The following is a 13,737-nucleotide window of genomic DNA, read 5'->3' on the forward strand; positions in this document are numbered from 1 at the left end:
ACACTTTGCGAAAACTACCTAAATATTTGTTTCTCGGTACTCCCCCTGGAGATATCCCTTGCCTCCCCATAAAAATCGGGTGAAAAGTTCGCATGACGTTACAAAAAAACGATAAAACCCGCATTCCCGTAGATGATGTACTTGAGGGATTTGAGGCTGAACCTGCTGTAGCAACTGTAGGCGAGTTCCCTGCCCTCACGGCATGGCAGGAAATTGCTTTCAAACGCATGGAAACGGACATCCTATCCGGTGTGGCGTGGCAGCCAAGTGTGACGTCAGCCCCTGCCCCGATGAAACCTACCGCTGATGACCAACAGCGCGAAATCTTGATGGAGGTGGCAAGTTGGTTCCTCACCGCCGAGAAGAAATTCATCAAGGTTGATGCTCAGGAAACACGCCTAGCTTCGGAGGACGTCTCCAAGGTTGCGAAACCTATGATGGTCGCCCACTACCACGGAACCGACTTCGCCCCCATCGTTCAAAAGAAAGCAGGAAGTATTATTCAAGCCTGCATGGAGGGAGCCCCCTTAGACCCAAGATTAGCGTTCGGGGTTTGGTCCGGCAAGACCTACGCGGTCCCTGGGAATACATCGCCCCGGCTCTATCGAAACTACCTGTGGGACATCAATAGCTGGTCTGAGCCACAATATCGCCAGAACCAAGAAGATGCTAACTATGGGGCCCTACAACCATTCCTCGACTTTGCCATTGCCGACAAAGACCAACAGACCATCCTCCTAGATTGGATTGCGTGGTCGCTCCAAAATGAGGCGTCCAAGCCTACTTGGGCTATCCTGTTGTTTTCCGAAGAAAAAGGCACGGGTAAGTCCACGATAGGCGTAGTGCTTGAAGCCCTTTTTGGAGCAAATAATACCGCTAAGATTGACGGTGTGGACAAGCTAGTTGCAACCCACAACGACCGCGTCCTAGACAAGAAACTGATCGTCGCAGAAGAGGTGCATATCAGCAGTCAGTCCCCAACGGGAAATGCCCTGAAAGACCTCATCACCAGCGACAGAACAACCGTAAATCCAAAGTATCAGGCAACGAAGACCATTCCCCTCAAGGCTTGCTACCTCTTCACAACGAACCATAAACCACTTTGGCTAGAGGGTGGCGAACGCCGGTATTACATCATTGAGATGGATCACGAAGGCCATGCTCAGGGCCCAAAAAATGAAGAATTCAACGGGTTGGTCGGCGACGTATTCAGGCAGATCAACAATCCCAAAACACTCGCAGCTCTGTATGCCGCCCTAAAGGGACGGAAACTTTCAGAAAATTTCGATCCCAAAAGCATGCGGTTTGAAGTAAACGCCACACCGATCATGAGGGAACTGCAAACCCTCTCCGGAAACGAAGCAGATGACACACTGGAGGCGATCCTAGCGGAGTATTGCGTATCGATCATTCCTAGTGCGGACTTCAAAGAACTTGTGCGGTACCTAAATGCCAAAAATGACAACGCCGTTCGTAATGCTCTGGCACGACTAGGCTGGGAAAGCGGAAAACTTCGTTGGCGTGGTAAGCAACACCGCGTGTGGCTCAAAAAAGGTCTCATGGTTGAAGACCGCCGCATTAAATCCACAGACCTTGCTGAGACGTTGGACGGTGCCGTTGAAAATGGGTTCGAATGGTTCCCGATAGATTACTACATGGATGCAACGTGGGGTAAGCTCAGGGACGCAAAGCTCATGAAAACATACGGAAAAGACGCAGATACCACTGAAACGGTTGACTACAGCAACGGTGCAGAGGGGCCTTACTTGGATAGCACGTCAGAAAGCCGATACCAGACATGGCTCAATGATCGTGCAGTCCGGGAAGCCAACGAAAAATTCTTAAGAACGTGAGTGAAATCGACCTAATTGCACAGGACGCTTACGAAACCTGCCTAGTCGCCTGCGAGGCCTTCGAGGATGACTACCTATCCGGACTTGCTGATCGGGTTGACCAACTCTGGTGGAAAGACACCTTCAAAAACCACTCTGGGGAACTTGCTCACCGCATCCAGGGGTATCTCTTGGCGGCGTGCTTGACGATGGATGGGTGCCTTGAAATAGGTACGCCCGCAACCGCCACCGAACCTGAAAAAATTCAACGGGTATTTTGGCGTGGTCGCCGTCAGAAAGTGTATCAGTTGGTCGCCTGGGGGATAAAAGGCGAACTACCCAGCAAAAAGAGCGTCATCCGCCACCTGTGCAATAATCGTTTGTGCGTCCACCCAAAGCATCTCAAAGTTGGCACCCAAGCTCAAAACCTACGCGACCAAAAACAAGCCAGGGAAAAGGATTGGCCCCATCTATAAAGGTTTCCCACTGTCTCGCTGTCTCAGCGTCTCACTGTCTCGGTAGTGTGGTGGAAAGATCACCTACAGCCAAGCTCATTTTTGCACCCCTGAACCCGTGAGAGGTTTGCCCTTGAGCTTTAGCCACATTGCTTTTCGCAAGGAATACCGTCGTGGTCAGCATCTGCACGTCAATATAGTGTCGCGCGAAAAGGTCTTGACCCAAATGTGAAAGCACACAACAGTATCGACATATCCAGAGGCCGCATTTTTTCGCTGGAATTTCTAATTATTTTTGAAAGAGAAATCATGTCAGATGACTATCCCTTCGGCGCCGCGAATACGACACCACATATTCACCGTTATAAAGGTGGAGATTGCCACCTCAAGATCGCGACAGGCACAAAAGTCAAACGCTATGATCTGATAGAGGGCGGTAGCAGGGTAAAACAGACCCGGCTAGATGAAGCATACAATGTAGTTCGGGAAGTGTTTCCAGATGCTAGGAATGCAACGCGCGTTGGTTTGTTGGCCGCAATGAGCGGCTTGATCCGCGACTGCAAAAAACACTCAACAGAATACTAGAATTGTATTCGGTGGAGGTTTGGATCAGGTGACTGCTTGACTTCGATTATCCCAAAATACTTGACTTCCATTACCTCCCCCCTGCGAACCAGTTACGAACCGGTTTTCCAATAAATCCTCGGAAATATACACTTAAAAACAATGAATTACAGAATAGGTTAGACCCTACCGTCGGAGCCAACAAACCCCTCTTTTTTAGTTAAAAACAACTAAAATAAGGGTTTTTGGCCGTTTATGAACCAGCTTGCGAACCGGTTGCGTACCAGTTCCGTCACAATCGAACCTTTTTCCGTCGCGAACAGGCAAACGCCCCTCACTCTTTCTGTTGATTCTGGTTACTTCAGAGACCAAGAGCCAGAGAGAGATTTCATCCAATGACCACCGCACCAGCCGTTACGGGTAAAAAGAAGCTCCCAAAGTACGTCAGACAGCGTAGTTGGGGTGCGTACCAGTACAAACGGGACGTCCCAAAGCACTTACGCGTCAAAGCGGGTAAGGCCACTGTGTACCATGCGCTGGGCACGACCTTCATGGAGATGGTCAAAAACCTCCCCGTCATCGACCAACAGGTTGTGACCTACTTTGCGTCCCTGGAGGCTGAGAACTCAAGAACCCGTACCCTTGCCATTGTGAAGTCCCACTTTGGAGAACAGGCCGCACAGCAACTTGATGCAGGTCAGTTGAACACCAATCTTATTGCAGGGCTTTGGGATTTAGCGAGCCGCCTCGAAGGGGATGTTGAGCCTGATGTCTACAGCAACCTCCTTGGGGCCAGTGTTCCAGTCGAGATCATCACCCTGCAAACGGCCTTTGATCTGTATGGGGCGTACAAGGATGCCGATCAGGACAAGAAGCTCAAGAACGCTCTGTCAAAGGTACAGGCCGACCTCAAAGCCTCCATCGGGGCGGTCAAACTCAAGGAGGTTGCTTTGGCTGACCTCCCTCGAGAAGATGCCCTCCTCTATCGAGACTATCTGCTTGCACGCATTTCCCCCAACAGTGTCTCCCGTTACATCAACGTTGTCAGGGCGGTGGTGAACCATGCTATTCAAGAGCGTGGGATTGTAGCGATCAACCCGTTCCACAACTTGAAGGTCAAAGGCGCAGGACAGTCCGCCAAGGACCGCCTCCCTCTGTCAGCGGAGGAAGCAGAAGGCGGTTTAGTTACTATGGGCAGCCAAGAGGACCACCAAGCCATCTATCTGACCCTCTGGGACACAGGAGCACGGTTGAATGAGGTCACAGGGATTGTGGTTGACGACATTGACCTTCAAAATCGCAGTCTGAGCATCCGACTGAACAGCATCAGAGCACTCAAAACAGCCTCCAGTGAACGCCTCATCCCCCTGTCCTCCAGGGCCGTGAAAGCCCTCACAAACCTCTGCTTTGGCAAGGAGGGTGATGATCCTGTCTTCTCCCGCTACGGTCGCCCCAACGGCAATACAGCCGCATCGGCAGCCATGATGAAGAAACTGCGCAAACAGATCACCGACCCCAAGAAATCCCTGCACAGTCTCCGCCACAAGAAGAAGGATGACCTGCGCAATGTTGGCTGTCCCGAAGAAATCAGCAAGGTGATCCTTGGCCACAGTAGCCAGGAAGCTGCTACGCGGTATGGTGCGGGGTATCGCCTAGAGGTTCTTAGAGAGTGGATGGAAAAATCTTACCAATAGCCAAGCCAGTGACCTCTGTTGTCCCTGCCCGTCCTTTTGATCCGTTTCGTCGCGCCAAATCAGCAGCCGCCGAGACCATCGTTGAGTCCGTTTTACATGTGGTCAGCCGCTATGAGGATAAGCACGGCCTTCGCAAACGGAAACGTAAAGCGGTGGACCAAGCGACTTATGAGGTCACTATTGCAGCCGTTGTTTGCGACCTCCTGTATCGCCACCTTGAAGTGCCTAACGGTCAACTTCATGTCAGTCAGAGCAATCAAATCTTGAGGAAGAAGTCGCGTTACAGGGGCCAGGCGCTGGGCAAGACCTTACCTGACATCCTCAAGATGATGGCAACCCCGGAAGTCGGTATTGTCGAGATCACCCCTGGTTCCCAGACTTTCAAAGGCACAGATTACAACCCCCTCCTCGCGGGCGCTGGGCGGCAGACCATCCTCACCGCTGGTCCCTCCCTGCTTGGCTTGCAGGATCACTTCAAGGTGACCCTTGCTGGCATTGGTCGCTCCCCTGACGAAGAGGTGATCTTGAGCCGAAACCGTAAAACCCGGGAGGATAAGTCAGGGAAATTGGTGGAATATCAAGATACAGAGGAAACTTCCGTCCTGAGACAGGAGGTTCAGGCCATAAACGCTTGGCTTGAAACGGCTCCGCTTTCTTGCACCGATCCACAGATCAACACCACCGAGCGACGCCTCCGCCGGATATTCAACAACAAAGACTTCGCCCAAGGGGGACGGCTCTTTGGTGGTTTTTGGCAGGGGATGAAGCATGATGCGCGGTTGGAAACCCTCTTGATCAATGATGACAGCCTGGTCGAGCTTGACTACGGACAGGCAGGGCTTTTGTTGCTCTATGGCTTAATTGGCGCGACACCGCCAACGGGTGATCTTTATGATCTGACAGAGTATGGCTTCGCGCAAGAATACCGTCCTGGGATCAAGAAGGTCATCCAAGCCTCGATCAATGCCAGTAAGCCCCTGATCCGTATGCCGAAAGGGGTCCGCAAGACCATCCCTGCCAGCAAGTCCTTCAGTGCCACCCTAGCGGCCATTGGGCAACGCCATCCCGCGATCGTTCATCTCTTTGGCACAGGCGTTGGCTTACAGTTGATGCGAACAGAGGCCGACATCCTGATGGCTAACTTGTTGGAACTCAAATCTAGGGGTATCTTTGCCCTCCCCATCCATGACGCAATCTTGGTCGAACCTAGATTTGAACAGGAGGCTACCGAGGTGATGAAAGTGGTATTCAAAGGACGTGTTGGGCTTGCCCCTGATGTATCGGTTGAGGGCTCCTGAATATCAGCAGATATCACTGGTCATTGAGAGGTAGGCTTGGTGATCATAGGGGTAAGTATTGATGACTAAATAGTATTTATCATTACTAATCATATAGTTAAATAAATAGTATTAAGCGGGAAATAGGGTCCAGTGAGGTGTCCTATTAGATTAACTATGGGGTCTCCCCCTCCTCATATATGGGACCCGTAAGGGATCAATGCAGCTATTCGGGGAGCTGATCTTTTTTCCACTCAGGCAAGGGAAAGAGCACATCGTAGGCCCAATTGAAACCAAACGCATAAACCACATAGAACAACGCGAACGACACATCCATCAGAAAGGCCTGCCAAAGTGTGACGCCAAGATACCACGCAATGAATGGCATAAGAACAATCAATAACCCGGCTTCGAATAAGACGGCATGCAAAATGCGCACAAAACCTCTTTTTTTGGTGGTCCCGGAAGTGCGCTTCAAGCTCAAATCGAAAATGTAATTATATGCCAGACTCCATATCGTGGCGAGTGTAGCGCTTACGACGCCAACAACACCAAAATCTTCAATAGGTAAGTGAAACAAGATCGATCCCAATGGAATGACCAAGATCAAGGCGATGATTTCAAAACTAATGGCATGACGTAAACGATCAAGCGGAGAGCGCATAGCAACCTCAAAAAAAGTGCCGGGTCGTCCCAGCGTTTATCCATTTTGGGAGGTCGTCCTCACGGGAGTGATTAATTGGCTTGTACGGATCCGATTGTCAAGTACTGCACTATATCTCTGGCAGGTATGGGCTCAAATCTGCAGTTTGCTGCTCCTCCGACGAATGACGGCTATGTCTCACGGGTATCGAAACCCCGGCCAACCATCCATAAAAACTGATCTATATCAATCATCTATATAAAAAACCTAATGGAGATTTATATAGATGCTCTCGACCTTTACGCTACTCACCCTTGGAAGCACCGCCTTTCGCCTTGGCCTCAATTGGGGTCTCAAGACCAAAACCGACTATCGCATAAGTGTCCCGCAAATCCTCGTGGGTGCCTTGATTGTGCTGGCGGAACTGCCTGACATCCTCAAGCCCATTCCTTTCCCGCTCCCCCTCCGCCTGACCCTCGGGTTCTTCCTCCCTGACCTGCTGCTTCGGAGGGGCGCGCAATGACAATGAACCCCAAATCAGCCCTGCCCCTCCAAAGCGGAATGCGTGTGGTGATCACCGCCTTCGATGACATCCCTGAGCACCTGTTCTTGGTGTCAGAGGTGCATGAAGACTGCATTTGCGGCACCGCCCTAACAGGACCGTTCAAGGGTGCCTACGGCGAACCTGATTGGAATCTAATCCTGCCCGCCTTGGGCTTTTTGGTTTGGACAAATTGCAAGACGTTGACGGAGCCGTCGACAAAATCCGCACCGCACTTTCAAAGCTTAAATAGAGGTATGGGAAAGTCTGAGACTCGAGCCTAAGGCCTGGATTTAAAACCATGTTTGCTTCACACAACCGCACTCCGAAACCGGAAGTCCGGCGGTGTGGGGCTCACAAAACAGTTACATTGCAACACTCATTGAACCAGATTTTTAGTCCTGGTCAAAGGTGCTAACACGGCCGCCGAAAGCGTGGAAACTGGATTTATCAAATCGGTTCAAAGATTGCCGTGTGAACTATGCGATAACTTTGACCAGAAGATCGCAAAAAGAACGGGCTGTAGTTTGACACCGTAATGCGCCTCCCCTTCTTGTGGTTCGCCACAATACCTTCTCGGGCGATCATCAGGTGAACACAGCGGCAACCAAATCGCCGCCGCTCCCTCGAAACCCGTCAAATCGCATCCCGAAGTGCAGCATCATTGTCCCGACGCGACTGATACCGCACCGACGATCGGTCGAATTGTAAAACATCACACGCCCGCCGCTGGCTCACACCATGCGCCTCGCACAGGTGGACCACGGCATTCCGCTTTGCTGCGGGCGTCACCATTTTATGGAATTGATGTCTCGCAACATTGCGTTGTCCAACACCTCAAGCACAAAACCTAGCTCAATCGCCGCAACTACCCCAAACACCAGCAACCCCACCTGGGCCAAGAACGTGAAATTCCGCTACACGATGGCCTTTTGGCTACCCTAGCCATGCTTCCCAACGAAAGGGTCCTATTTCCTGGGGTTTCTGTGGACGGGATCACTAAGAGGTTTGCTCTGTTAAGTCACAATACGGGAACCACCCGCACTGGCCTTGTATTCCACTCAACCCGCAAGGGGTTCATCATCCAATGTGAAAGGACTGGGATTGCTGACCTTTAGAGAAGTTTTCGCGAATGTCCGCCCCGGCTTTCTGACGGCGACCGTTGCCGACATTCACTGCGGTATGTTCCAAGGTTCGCGAAGCGGACTAGTGTCGAGATCTTGCCGATAGCAGTTCTCTCAGCGCTGAATTATTGCCATTTCATGCGCTGTTTCAAGGCCCATTTGGTGTGCGCAATGAATGAATCCACCCCATCAACGATCGGCGCGGGCTGTCGGTGCAACGCCTCTGTCAGGATAAAGTCGCGAACCATAGCCATCTGTTCGGAACGTCCAGCAAGTGCATACAGACGGCCCGGCCAGCCACGTTAATTGATGATAAGGCTCTCCGAACAATTGGTATTTTGCAATTCGCTCTCGTCAAATTCGCTAAAAACGCCCGTTATGTTTTGAAAGGCAATTTCGCGAAAGGCTCGGCGTCTGTTATTGTTGTCAATCACGAACGCGCGAATTGATCTGTTAGCAAGGTCAACTTCCAGTACGCGGCCAATATTGCGGCGCACCGCATAGACTATGAACACACCGAAAAGCACCATTACACTACCGGTTACAATCTTGAGCATTGGAGCTATTCCTGGTGCGGTGGCTTCAGAAAGGAAAGGCATCATCAACCCCAGTCCAATCCAGAGCACACCAAAGGAGATGCCAAAAAGTTTGCCGAACGAAAAACCGATGACCCGTCCTTGGATAAAACGGCGCCCACCTTCGAAATCCTCTATTTGAATGCTTTTGCTCTTTGAATCGGTTGGCTGGCCAGACATTACCGCTCCTCTTTGTCCAAAAGCCTAAACTAAAAAGAAAATATGCCGAAATAATGACATTCCGAGGAACTGGCGATTGATTTGGCCCAACTTCCGCTCAATGTACCATTGACTGATGTGCGGACTTTGCTGCCGTTCGCGCAATACAAGGTAATGATGCTCTCGAAGCGTCTAAGGACCATCAGGCAGTTCATGTTCGAGTGTTTGATCTGCACCGGTAAAGTAGATTCTTTGCGCGTCACTAAGACGCGAGCTTTCCATGAACAGTCCTAGATAACTCATGTCACGATAATACGGAGATATGTTGTCAGAGGTTGCGCGAATAATAGAGTTCTTGACGCATGATACCTCAGGCGTATTGTCAAACTCTAAAGGCTCAAGTGTGAAACTAAAACACCATCCTTGGCCTTCGTGAATGACGTAAGCCCCCGATGTATGGCGGTATAAATTAGAACCACGCCACCACCCAGTATCTGACATCAGTTCTTTGGCAATCCGTTTGCCACTATATTCCACGAAAATTTTTCGCTTCCAATCGCTATGTATTCCGAACATTGGCGAGATCGACATTGTTATTTTTGGTCCTTTAGTCAGTTTCGCAATCGCTTCATACGACCTAGGCCAAAGAGAGAATGCGCTAACCAAAGCAACACACAGAGCAAAAAGCCACTTCTTCATAATCAATGCTCCTATTCGATATTTCGATAGCTAATCCAAACCGTGAAATTCATCAACTTTTCATGGAAATGCCGTCCGCTTTGGGCTTTTTCCGGACTTTAGCTGCGGTGAATACCAAGGGCAACTTAGGGAGTTCGCGACCGTGACGGTCAACCTCAATCGGGCTTATTCGAACGAGGCTACCGGCGGCCACATCCGCTGCCGTCATTCTCGAATCCGCAAGGATCACGGCTTGCCCCGACAGGGCCGCGTCAAACATGAATGCGCGGCTTACGTACGCGATAGCTCTCTCAGGATTGGCAATTTTCGACCCTGACGCCTTGGCACAAGCAGACCAATCTTCGCGCCATCGCCGACCACTGGCCAGTGGTAAGGCTAAAACATCATCTGCAGACAAAGGTGCCGTCGGAGAACTTGAACTTGAATTTGCATCTGGGCCCCGTGATCTGAGCAAGCTACTGTCCCAAGACCTCGAGCAAAACCTCTCCTGTGGCACCTGACGGTGGCCGTGTGCCGGCGAGGACGGAAAGAGTCAGCGCCACGTCGATTGGATGAACCCTTCGTGACACGGTTTGTGGAGAGATCCCCTGCCCGGCAAACAAGATTGGTACGAACGTGTCGTAGCGCCATGGCGATCCGTGGGTAACAGTCACCGACAACCCATCCATATCGTTGATGAACGATTCCGGCTGGAACACAATATAGATATCGCCGGACCGGTCCGGATGATAGTTGTTCAACACGGCTTGCATCAAGGCGTTGTCAGGGAGCGAACCTTCTCGCAGGCGCGAACTGGGCACCGCATAGGCCACGCCTTCGAAGGAAACCAATTCATCTGCAATGGCGGTCTCAAGTGCAACCCTGTCGATTGCGGGATTATCGCGAACATCTGCGGCCAAGGTCAAATAGGGGTGATCATAGCCTTCGAAAAGTGGGCCGGTTATGCCAAACCTTGTTTTGATCCGCTCAATCGCAGGCGCGGTGTCCCATTCATCGGGCGAGACATAGCTTCCCGGCATCCCGATCGAGGCCAGATAGCCGGGTGCTTCAGGAGCCCCGTGGTCGGCCGCCAGTACAATCAGGGTGTTCTCAAGACCCACCTCGGCATCGACGTAGGCAAAAAGATCGGCCAGCGCGCGATCTAGTTGAAGCAGATTATCTTCGGCTTCGAGGCTTGAGGGGCCGAAGAAATGGCCAACGTAATCGGTGACAGAGAAACTGACACTAAGGAAGTCGGTCACGTCGTCATCGCCCAGTCCCTCTGCGTCGATTAGCGTTTTTGCGAAATCGGCCGTCATCTGGTCCCCAAAAGGGCTCAGCGTCAGCATAGTCGTATAGTATTTATCCTCTGTCGTTCCCAGAGGATGCGGAAAGGTGCGACCAAACCCTGCGAAATCCGGTTCCCAATCCTGATCGTCGCGTTCGCCAAACAGATAGGTGCCAATCGGGTTCAAAAGTTCCCACGACAGGCCACTGTAGCTTTGAGGTAGACCCTTAGCGTTCCAATCCTCAACCCATGTTGGATATGCATCATAGTAGTAGTTGCTTGTTACGAATTGACCCGCCGCTTTTGAGAACCAGAAGGCCTTGCCAGCGTGTCCGGCCATTGAAACCGCGCCACGATCCTTGATTGAGACACCGAAGACTTTTGCTTGCCCAACTGTACTGACTGCCAGCTCATCGCCAAATGTCGATGTGAGAATAGTTCGCGGTGAACGCCCTTCGCTTGTCGCGGCGCGCTGCGTGGGGTCGATTTCGGTGGAATCGTCCACGTCGGCGCCGCTGGTCAGGATAGAATAGTCGGCGTCCTCAATGTTGTAGACTGTCCGACCCGCGGCGCGGTCGTACCACAGGTTGCCCACCATTCCATGCGCAGCTGGGTTTGCACCGGTTGCCAGAGTAGTGTGCCCCACAATCGTTTCGGTATTGGCGTGCGTATGGTGGGCATTGTTGTAATGGATGCCTTGCTCAAGCAGATACCGGAACCCACCTTCGCCGAACTGGTCCAAGTGTCTGGTGAGAAGATCTCCACGCAACTGATCGACAGTGATTTGCAGGATAAGCCTTGGTTTGTCTTGAGCGTTGGCAGCAAACGGGAATGCGCCCAATACACACACTAATAGGCTGGCGGTTTTTGAGTGAGAAATCATGGAGTATCCCTTTTGGCTGAGCGGTCTTGTGCCCGAGTATGCAACAATTAGTCAGGCCAAAGCAACTTTAGGCCAAGGATCGACCTCGATACCCAGTTTGGCCTTGGAGCTGCCAATGACCTCTGCTGTCAATATTTGTGGGTTGAATGACGGCTTTGCATACATCGACTTAACAGTATGCAATTTCGGCGAAGGTCCGGATTCCGCCCTCTATGACAATTGCTGTCAAGTTTGAGATAGCCCAATTCACAATTTTTTCTAAAAAGTGATCCAACCTCGCTTAGGGGCCGTATACCTTTTATCCAGCAGCTAGCTGGCGTCAATTTTACAATTTGGAGAGACCCTATGTTCCGCCGTACTTTTTTCGCAATCACTTCCGCAGCTATGCTGTCGTCAGCCAATCTTGCTTTCGCCGATGGGCACCCAAAAGACATCGTAGACACAGCAGTTGCAGCAGGATCATTCAACACATTGGTCGCAGCCGTTGGCGCAGCAGGACTTGTTGAGACATTGAAGGGTGAAGGTCCTTTCACTGTATTTGCCCCAACAGATGAAGCGTTCGCTGCCCTTCCAGAAGGCACTGTTGAAAATCTCTTGAAGCCAGAGAACAAAGATCAACTTGTTGCTATTCTGACGTACCACGTTGTCGCTGGAAAAGTGATGAGTGGCGATCTATCGAACAACATGATGGCAACCACCGTCCAAGGCGGTGACATCACAATCATGACCGAGGGTGGCGTAACCGTTAATGGAGCCAATGTAGTCTCCGCTGATATTGAAGCTTCAAACGGTGTCATCCACGTTATCGACGCAGTTATTTTGCCCAAGTAACACGTCGAAATGGCGGCCTTTTTTCCCCAAAGGAGGCCGCCATTATTATTCTGCACGTTTTAAGAATTAGAGAGAAACCCCAAAATGAAACTGTTTTGCGTTCTCACACTCGCTTGCCTCACAGCTTCGCAATCCTATGCTGACATTCATTTGGAATTTCTCGAAGGTGCACCGAAGGACAAATTTATATTAACGAACGAAGGTTCATGCCAAGTCAAAAACGCCCTGGTTAAAATTGACCTTTCCGGTGCGGCTGCTGGGCTGATTTTTGACGTGACCGCCGCGGGGTCCGGAGTGGAGGTTTTTCAACCCCTTGAAATCACATCTGGGGCTGAACATTTTTCAACGATTCCAAAAGTATCAGACGGCGATCAATCTATTACACTTCAGCTACAGAATTTTGGCCCGAACAAAGTTGTGGCATTCACAATCGACGTTGATGACACTGCGGGAGCGCGTGAAATCACCGTATCCGACAGCGAATTTGAAGGCGTGTCGGTCTCTGCAACTATGGGCGAGAAGCTCTTCTCAGCAACCCTACAAGATCGTTCCGAAGTACGCTTAGATATGGCGGGTTGTATTACATGACCGGTTCAATTCCGATGCCATTTTGTAGGTGAGCGACGTGGTGAAATCCTTAAATCCGCTCCACACCAAAACAAAAGTGTTTTTTGATGGAAGTTGCCCACTGTGTTCTGCTGAAATAGGCTATTACCAAACCATCGATAACGCGGGATCGTTCGAGGCGATCGACGTAAACACCAACGCGTTTCTTGAGCTAAATCTGTTGCCACATAAAACAGCGATGGTGCGGTTCCATGTTCTTTCATCGTCGAACCAACTCCTGTCTGGCGCCGAAGCATTTAAAGAAGTCTGGCGCGGCCTGCCAAGGTGGAAATGGCTTGCAAGCGGTGCAGATTTCCCGGGTGCTACATGGCTCCTAGAGAGGGTATATCGCGCCTTTTTAGTTATAAGGCCACTTACTGTCAGGGGGTTCCTTTACATACGCGGCGAACAGAAGGCGTAGTGATTTTTCGACGTAAATTTATGTGAAGGAAGCCGCTATGACGAAGTCGAGGTCCAATTGCGTTAATTTACTTATTTTCCTTGCCATTGTTGTCGGAGGGAGCATTCGTGTTGCTTCTTAACGCGGCTATTTTAATACTCAACGGGCCTCAGAGAAGAGAAAGACA

15 protein-coding genes are annotated in these 13,737 nt (G+C 50.9%); 10 read left to right on the top strand and 5 right to left on the bottom strand.

Annotated features, from left to right (window positions below):
- Positions 1-92 precede the first annotated feature (92 nt).
- From AB9F29_RS02730 to AB9F29_RS02750, 5 genes are all read left to right on the top strand, one after another.
- Positions 93-1,853, top strand: coding sequence for a primase-helicase family protein (locus tag AB9F29_RS02730; protein WP_369754498.1), 1,761 nt, complete (start codon positions 93-95; stop codon positions 1,851-1,853).
- 188 nt (positions 1,854-2,041) lie between these two features.
- The gene (locus AB9F29_RS02735) at positions 2,042-2,308 is read left to right on the top strand and encodes an HNH endonuclease (protein ID WP_369754692.1); all 267 of its coding nucleotides are present in this window, start codon (positions 2,042-2,044) and stop codon (positions 2,306-2,308) included.
- Positions 2,309-2,596: 288 nt separating this feature from the next.
- Entirely contained in the window at positions 2,597-2,872 is a 276-nt protein-coding gene (locus tag AB9F29_RS02740) for a hypothetical protein (protein ID WP_369754499.1), read from the top strand.
- A 374-nt stretch (positions 2,873-3,246) separates the two neighbouring features.
- Entirely contained in the window at positions 3,247-4,545 is a 1,299-nt protein-coding gene (locus tag AB9F29_RS02745; RefSeq protein ID WP_369754500.1) for a tyrosine-type recombinase/integrase, read from the top strand.
- A complete protein-coding gene (locus tag AB9F29_RS02750; RefSeq protein ID WP_369754501.1) occupies positions 4,521-5,843 on the top strand; it encodes a hypothetical protein in 1,323 nt (440 codons plus the stop codon). The genes AB9F29_RS02745 and AB9F29_RS02750 overlap by 25 nt, the downstream gene beginning before the upstream one ends.
- Before the next feature lie 205 nt (positions 5,844-6,048).
- On the opposite strand, the gene AB9F29_RS02755 is transcribed toward AB9F29_RS02750, so the two are convergent.
- On the bottom strand, positions 6,049-6,486 hold the full coding sequence (locus tag AB9F29_RS02755; RefSeq protein ID WP_369754502.1) for a PACE efflux transporter: 438 nt from the start codon (positions 6,484-6,486) through the stop codon (positions 6,049-6,051).
- A gap of 265 nt (positions 6,487-6,751) precedes the next feature.
- On the opposite strand from AB9F29_RS02755, the gene AB9F29_RS02760 reads away from it, so the two are divergent.
- The gene (locus AB9F29_RS02760; RefSeq protein ID WP_369754503.1) at positions 6,752-6,988 is read left to right on the top strand and encodes a hypothetical protein; all 237 of its coding nucleotides are present in this window, start codon (positions 6,752-6,754) and stop codon (positions 6,986-6,988) included.
- Positions 6,985-7,290: a hypothetical protein gene (locus tag AB9F29_RS02765; RefSeq protein WP_369754504.1), complete on the top strand. Its 306-nt coding sequence runs from the start codon at positions 6,985-6,987 to the stop codon at positions 7,288-7,290. The genes AB9F29_RS02760 and AB9F29_RS02765 overlap by 4 nt, the downstream gene beginning before the upstream one ends.
- A gap of 1,142 nt (positions 7,291-8,432) precedes the next feature.
- On the opposite strand, the gene AB9F29_RS02770 is transcribed toward AB9F29_RS02765, so the two are convergent.
- From AB9F29_RS02770 to AB9F29_RS02785, 4 genes are all read right to left on the bottom strand, one after another.
- Complete coding sequence (locus AB9F29_RS02770) at positions 8,433-8,885, bottom strand: hypothetical protein (protein WP_369754505.1); 453 nt, start codon at positions 8,883-8,885, stop codon at positions 8,433-8,435.
- Positions 8,886-9,056: 171 nt separating this feature from the next.
- The gene (locus AB9F29_RS02775; RefSeq protein ID WP_369754506.1) at positions 9,057-9,563 is read right to left on the bottom strand and encodes a hypothetical protein; all 507 of its coding nucleotides are present in this window, start codon (positions 9,561-9,563) and stop codon (positions 9,057-9,059) included.
- A gap of 52 nt (positions 9,564-9,615) precedes the next feature.
- Positions 9,616-9,822, bottom strand: a complete 207-nt coding sequence (locus AB9F29_RS02780; protein ID WP_369754507.1) for a hypothetical protein — start codon at positions 9,820-9,822, stop codon at positions 9,616-9,618.
- A gap of 196 nt (positions 9,823-10,018) precedes the next feature.
- Positions 10,019-11,713 (bottom strand): alkaline phosphatase family protein, encoded by a 1,695-nt coding sequence (locus AB9F29_RS02785; protein WP_369754508.1) that lies wholly within the window; start codon positions 11,711-11,713, stop codon positions 10,019-10,021.
- A 345-nt stretch (positions 11,714-12,058) separates the two neighbouring features.
- Between AB9F29_RS02785 and AB9F29_RS02790 the strand changes: the two genes are divergently transcribed.
- The 3 genes from AB9F29_RS02790 to AB9F29_RS02800 all read left to right on the top strand — a co-directional run bounded on the left by AB9F29_RS02790 (position 12,059) and on the right by AB9F29_RS02800 (position 13,571).
- The gene (locus AB9F29_RS02790; RefSeq protein WP_335585430.1) at positions 12,059-12,544 is read left to right on the top strand and encodes a fasciclin domain-containing protein; all 486 of its coding nucleotides are present in this window, start codon (positions 12,059-12,061) and stop codon (positions 12,542-12,544) included.
- Positions 12,545-12,628: 84 nt separating this feature from the next.
- Positions 12,629-13,132, top strand: coding sequence for an aggregation factor core (locus AB9F29_RS02795; protein WP_369754509.1), 504 nt, complete (start codon positions 12,629-12,631; stop codon positions 13,130-13,132).
- A 37-nt stretch (positions 13,133-13,169) separates the two neighbouring features.
- Positions 13,170-13,571: a thiol-disulfide oxidoreductase DCC family protein gene (locus tag AB9F29_RS02800; protein ID WP_369754510.1), complete on the top strand. Its 402-nt coding sequence runs from the start codon at positions 13,170-13,172 to the stop codon at positions 13,569-13,571.
- Positions 13,572-13,737: the final 166 nt, after the last annotated feature.

It is taken from the genome of Falsihalocynthiibacter sp. S25ZX9 (genome assembly GCF_041205405.1).
Lineage (GTDB): Bacteria > Pseudomonadota > Alphaproteobacteria > Rhodobacterales > Rhodobacteraceae > Falsihalocynthiibacter > Falsihalocynthiibacter arcticus.

Bases quoted from the DNA above. Each gene is read 5' to 3' on its own strand.
- AB9F29_RS02755 (WP_369754502.1), bottom strand. From the start codon at position 6,486: ATGCGCTCTCCGCTTGATCGTTTACGTCATGCCATTAGTTTTGAAATC.
- AB9F29_RS02780 (WP_369754507.1), bottom strand. From the start codon at position 9,822: ATGTTTGACGCGGCCCTGTCGGGGCAAGCCGTGATCCTTGCGGATTCG.
- AB9F29_RS02760 (WP_369754503.1), top strand. From the start codon at position 6,752: ATGCTCTCGACCTTTACGCTACTCACCCTTGGAAGCACCGCCTTTCGC.
- AB9F29_RS02785 (WP_369754508.1), bottom strand. From the start codon at position 11,713: ATGATTTCTCACTCAAAAACCGCCAGCCTATTAGTGTGTGTATTGGGC.
- AB9F29_RS02775 (WP_369754506.1), bottom strand. From the start codon at position 9,563: ATGAAGAAGTGGCTTTTTGCTCTGTGTGTTGCTTTGGTTAGCGCATTC.
- AB9F29_RS02740 (WP_369754499.1), top strand. From the start codon at position 2,597: ATGTCAGATGACTATCCCTTCGGCGCCGCGAATACGACACCACATATT.
- AB9F29_RS02730 (WP_369754498.1), top strand. From the start codon at position 93: ATGACGTTACAAAAAAACGATAAAACCCGCATTCCCGTAGATGATGTA.
- AB9F29_RS02790 (WP_335585430.1), top strand. From the start codon at position 12,059: ATGTTCCGCCGTACTTTTTTCGCAATCACTTCCGCAGCTATGCTGTCG.
- AB9F29_RS02795 (WP_369754509.1), top strand. From the start codon at position 12,629: ATGAAACTGTTTTGCGTTCTCACACTCGCTTGCCTCACAGCTTCGCAA.
- AB9F29_RS02765 (WP_369754504.1), top strand. From the start codon at position 6,985: ATGACAATGAACCCCAAATCAGCCCTGCCCCTCCAAAGCGGAATGCGT.
- AB9F29_RS02770 (WP_369754505.1), bottom strand. From the start codon at position 8,885: ATGTCTGGCCAGCCAACCGATTCAAAGAGCAAAAGCATTCAAATAGAG.
- AB9F29_RS02735 (WP_369754692.1), top strand. From the start codon at position 2,042: ATGGATGGGTGCCTTGAAATAGGTACGCCCGCAACCGCCACCGAACCT.
- AB9F29_RS02745 (WP_369754500.1), top strand. From the start codon at position 3,247: ATGACCACCGCACCAGCCGTTACGGGTAAAAAGAAGCTCCCAAAGTAC.